Origin of the sequence: Anaplasma phagocytophilum (assembly GCF_023476575.1) — a bacterium.
In the GTDB taxonomy this organism is placed as follows: domain Bacteria; phylum Pseudomonadota; class Alphaproteobacteria; order Rickettsiales; family Anaplasmataceae; genus Anaplasma; species Anaplasma phagocytophilum_A.
In genome coordinates this window covers 1-4,168 of sequence record NZ_JAHLEX010000096.1, presented here as the reverse complement: position 1 = coordinate 4,168, position 4,168 = coordinate 1, and the positions used below count along the sequence as shown (strand labels likewise).

At 43.3% G+C, this 4,168-nt stretch carries 6 protein-coding genes; 5 read left to right on the top strand and 1 reads right to left on the bottom strand.

All coding sequences use genetic code 11. From position 1 onward, the window contains the following. Positions 1-332: P44/Msp2 family outer membrane protein (locus KPX09_RS04550; protein ID WP_275973665.1), on the top strand; the 332-nt coding region annotated here is incomplete at its 5' end. Here the strand turns inward: KPX09_RS04550 and KPX09_RS04545 are convergent. Continuing rightward, positions 321-1,574, bottom strand: a complete 1,254-nt coding sequence (locus KPX09_RS04545) for an iron-containing alcohol dehydrogenase (RefSeq protein ID WP_249549190.1) — start codon at positions 1,572-1,574, stop codon at positions 321-323. The genes KPX09_RS04550 and KPX09_RS04545 overlap by 12 nt on opposite strands. 250 nt (positions 1,575-1,824) lie before the next feature. Here KPX09_RS04545 and KPX09_RS04540 point away from each other — a divergent pair, with 250 nt between their 5' ends. The 4 genes from KPX09_RS04540 (at position 1,825) to KPX09_RS04525 (ending at position 3,983) form a co-directional block, all read left to right on the top strand. Further along, positions 1,825-2,553: a F0F1 ATP synthase subunit A gene (locus KPX09_RS04540; protein ID WP_275973664.1), complete on the top strand. Its 729-nt coding sequence runs from the start codon at positions 1,825-1,827 to the stop codon at positions 2,551-2,553. A 204-nt stretch (positions 2,554-2,757) separates the two neighbouring features. After that, positions 2,758-2,982 carry a F0F1 ATP synthase subunit C gene (locus KPX09_RS04535; RefSeq protein ID WP_011451232.1) on the top strand — a complete coding sequence of 75 codons (225 nt, stop codon included), beginning with the start codon at positions 2,758-2,760 and terminating at the stop codon, positions 2,980-2,982. Positions 2,983-2,994: 12 nt separating this feature from the next. After that, positions 2,995-3,492, top strand: coding sequence for a hypothetical protein (locus KPX09_RS04530; protein ID WP_249549189.1), 498 nt, complete (start codon positions 2,995-2,997; stop codon positions 3,490-3,492). A gap of 47 nt (positions 3,493-3,539) precedes the next feature. After that, on the top strand, positions 3,540-3,983 hold the full coding sequence (locus KPX09_RS04525) for a hypothetical protein (RefSeq protein WP_249549188.1): 444 nt from the start codon (positions 3,540-3,542) through the stop codon (positions 3,981-3,983). Positions 3,984-4,168: the final 185 nt, after the last annotated feature.

The following is a 4,168-nucleotide window of genomic DNA, read 5'->3' as shown; positions in this document are numbered from 1 at the left end:
CAACAGCTGCCAAGATAGGCCCTACTAATAGCAACGCCACAGCGGTAGCTAAAGACATAGTCAAGGAACTCACTCCTGAAGAAAAAACCATAGTAGCTGGGTTACTAGCTAAAACTATTGAAGGTGGAGAAGTTGTTGAGATTAGGGCGGTTTCTTCTACTTCAGTCATGGTCAATGCTTGTTATGATCTTCTTAGTGAAGGTTTAGGTGTTGTTCCTTATGCTTGTGTTGGTCTAGGTGGTAACTTCGTTGGCGTTGTTGATGGTCACATCACTCCTAAGCTTGCTTATAGGTTAAAGGCTGGCTTGAGTTATCAGAACCTAAGAGATTGATATTCCCGCATGGTAGGCTACGTCCAGAAATGTGAACCTGTCCCTGGTAGCAAAAGCCATATTAGCGATTGAGTAGTATTGCTCCGTAGACCACCCAACATGTTCTGGTTTTGTCGGGGCTTCCAAGTATCCTAGTATGCTGTATAAGTGTACATGGTCTATTACTTTGCCTTGAACCATTGCTGAAATCTTACACCACTGCTGCTCCATTATGTGGTTGAGGTATTCTGCTTTTTCCGCGTCTATCCACTTCTTTGATAGCGTCTTATAGAATTCATGTACATAGTGTTGGGCAAAGTGCTGCAGTAAAGTATTTTTATCCAATGGGGTGGGTCTTAAAAAGGGCCTATGACCGTTGCATATACTATGCTGTAGCCTGGCCATGCACAAAGTAGAGACTCCTATTCTCTCCCCGTGTAGAAAGTTGTGCTTGTCTAACAGCTCTGTCACTCCTGCTATAATGTGCTCGCCTTGACTAGCAGGTTGGCTGCTGCCCACTATTAGCATACCTATTCCCGATAATATCAAAGCCTGCATTAGTACCATTATTGTGGCGCTGTCTCTGAGCTTTAATCCCCGGTAATTCTCCAATAACTCTTGCGAGCTGTCCTCAGTAATAAGAAATGGCAACTCATTGTATGATGTTCCTATCAATATGCTTGAGATAAGCCAATCAGCACGAGCAGTTGATCGACATATAAAATCGGCAAATCCGCTATTTATCATCCTTTGAGGTGCATTAGTGAGCACGTCAACGTCTATATAAATTGCTTTAGGCAACTTTGCTGAAAGTGATTTTTTTATTCCATTACCCATAGTGATAGAAGCGTTTGCCGATGTATACCCATTCATTGATGGCGCCGTAGGAAATGAAATATACTCCTTGCTGGTAATGAAACTTACGTATTTACAGATGTCGTTTATAGAGCCGCTGCCTAAGGCGATCAGAAAATCCGCATCCTTTGAAGCATTTTTTATGTCATCAACCAATTTTTCAGAGGCGTAATATTCTTCTTGAATGACATAGGAGTCAAAGTGTTGCAGTACCTCTTTGTTTAACAGAGCCGCAGTGTTTGAATCTGCCACTATAAATCCGCGTCCCGCATACTTAGAGGCAATATCTGGAAGATCTGATAGTATGCCGCTATCAACGTATATGGAATTAGTAATGTACTTGGAAATCTCATAGTATCCCGCAGAATGGATTATGGGCAAGGCCGCATCAAGAAACTGAGTAGTCATAGCAAATAACTAAGCTCGATGCCTATAGTATACATGTGACCCGGAGTAATGGCAAACTTGTGTAGGGTATCACTGGATGTATTGTTACTATCTCTTGTTTTTTTTGTTGAATATATCCTGCATCCCAAAGCAGCAAGACAGGTACAAGTATCTTTACTTAATGATGCTACGAAAACACTCACAACCTGATTGACTACAAATTTGTTCTGCACGATACTGTAGCACATGGTACAGTAATTTTGGATATATCTTGAATCCGCTAGAGCAGTTTAAAGTGGTTAGGTTGCTTGAGATTCCAATGCCGTTCGGAATGGATATAAGCTTTACTAATTGCGCGCTTTTTATGATGCTGGCATCGCTGGTTGCCGCGGTGCTGATGTGTTGTGCACTACGTAAGAGGACTGATGGTTCTACGAGTATGTCGCATACTGCAGTTGAGTTGATTTACAACTTTGTTGTGGGTGCTGTGGAGAGTAATGCGGGGGTTGGTGGTCTACGGTATATACCCTTTGTTCTTAGCATATTTTTATTTGTGTTGGCGTGTAATCTTATAGGCATTCTGCCACTCGGTTTTACAGCAACAAGTCATGTCTCTGTTACGTTGGCCTTAGCTGTTGTTGTTTGTGCAGGCGTGACGGTGCTTGGGTTTAATCACCAAGGGTTGCATTTTTTGAGGATTTTTCTTCCAGAGGGTACTCCCTTGTGGTTGGCGCCTATGATGGTATTTATAAAGCTGTTTGCGTATTTGGCTAGGCCTGTGAGTTTGGCTATACGGTTAGCTGCCAATATGATTGCTGGTCACACTATTATTGCAGTTATTGCAGAATTTGTTCTAAAAATGCATCCGGTGTTAGCGCCACTGCCGTTTGCGTTCATAATGGTACTGATAGCATTTGAGATTTTTGTTGCAATTCTGCAAGCATATATATTTACGGTCTTGACTACTGTATACCTTTCTGATGCAGTTGCAGGACATTAGGGAAAATGTAGATCCTGGGTAGAATAAATTCACTGTCAGCTGGCAGGAGATACTTGAGGTGTGTTTTAGGTGGCTTGTAATTTTAAAATCTTGGTATGGGCTGTGTTTCTTGGGTTCTAATTGGGGTGAGGGGGTAATTACTAATTGACTTCACATAGCTAGTTCTTATAATTCATAAGGTTGAAATTTGCACTGGTGGTGGTTATGGACTCACTTAGGTTTTTGGCTGTGGGGTTGAGCGTTCTTGGTATGGTGGCGTCTGCTTTGGGTGTAGCTGCCGTTTTCTCTGCTATGCTTAATGGTATTGCGCGTAACCCGGAAACGGAAGAAAAGCTCAAAAAGTATGTTTATACTGGCGCTGCGCTAGTGGAGGCTATGGGGCTGTTCTCCTTCCTTCTTGCCTTATTGTTGATATTTGTTGCTGGCTAGTTAGTCATGGATGTGGTACCGCAGCTAGATTTTTCGGTCTATCCTTCGCAGATTTTTTGGTTTGTTTGTTCGTTCCTGCTGCTGTATGTTGTGGTAAGGTGTGTTGTTGTTCCGAAGGTCGAGTCTATTGTCAGTAGTAGGTTGGTGGAGCATAATAGCGCTCTTGGTATCTCTCTTGAGTCTTGTGATTTTCTTCAAGATAAGCTTGTAAAGCAGATGGTAGTGCTCGAGGCTGCGCAGCGGCGCGCTCGAGACCTGGAGCAGAAGGTGGTTATTGATCTTGGAAATGCTGTTGAGTTAGCTAAAGAGCTCTTGAAATCAGGGGTCGACGAGATGCTCGCTGAGGTTGATGAGCGATTGGAATCTCTTAAGCGCGAAAAGAAGGAAGAATTGATTTCGTTGTCTATTGATGTTGCATCGATGTATTACGCGAAAGTCAGTGGTGTTGGAAGGGTCAAAAAGAGTAGACTAAGGGAGTTAGTGACGAGAATATACGGGAAGAGGTTATGATAAATGCGCACATAATTGTGGATCTTGCCTTTTGTGTGGGGTTTGCATTGGCTTTTAATCCGGTGCGTAAATTCACAAAAAGGTTTCTTGCTAAGCGTGCTTGTGGGGTAGAGGGGCCAGTTCGGAGGTCGGTGACGTTAGCGGGTAAGTTAGATGCTTTGGTATCTGGTGCGTCGCATGGAGATGTAGAGGTGGATCGGGTCATTGCTGAAATGATCCGGGAAACGGAAGAACGGTGTCAGGACATCCTGGAGAAGGGAAAGAGGGAGATAGAAGCCCTATTGGAGGATTATATTCATGTAGCGACCGGTAAGCTTGAGCTCAGGATAGAGAGCTTTATTAGGGCTTTGCGTGTATCTGCTGTGGAGACTGCGGCTAGTGCTGCATTTACTCTGATGAAAGAGGAGTTTGAAAATGGCAAGGTAGGTGCTGGAGGAGAGGCTGTTAGTGCTTCGGAGCAGGATAGTGTTGTGTCTAAAAAGCTTCATTAGTGAATCATGTATTACTGGCTTGACTCTGGTTATTATTAAGCCCTGTTACGTATTTAAGAGTGCGGTGTATAGCGATTCTTGTCTCGTGGAGTGATTTTTTCGTCTATGACTCCTGTTGTAATGCAAGCTCATTAGCATTCTATTGGAATGTGTTTGTCGCGATATGTGGTGCTCTGACTCTCTCG

What these genes read in the sequence shown, in the direction of transcription:
- KPX09_RS04545 (WP_249549190.1), bottom strand. Translation starts at nt 1,574, where the DNA reads ATGACTACTCAGTTTCTTGATGCGGCCTTGCCCATAATCCATTCTGCG.
- KPX09_RS04535 (WP_011451232.1), top strand. Translation starts at nt 2,758, where the DNA reads ATGGACTCACTTAGGTTTTTGGCTGTGGGGTTGAGCGTTCTTGGTATG.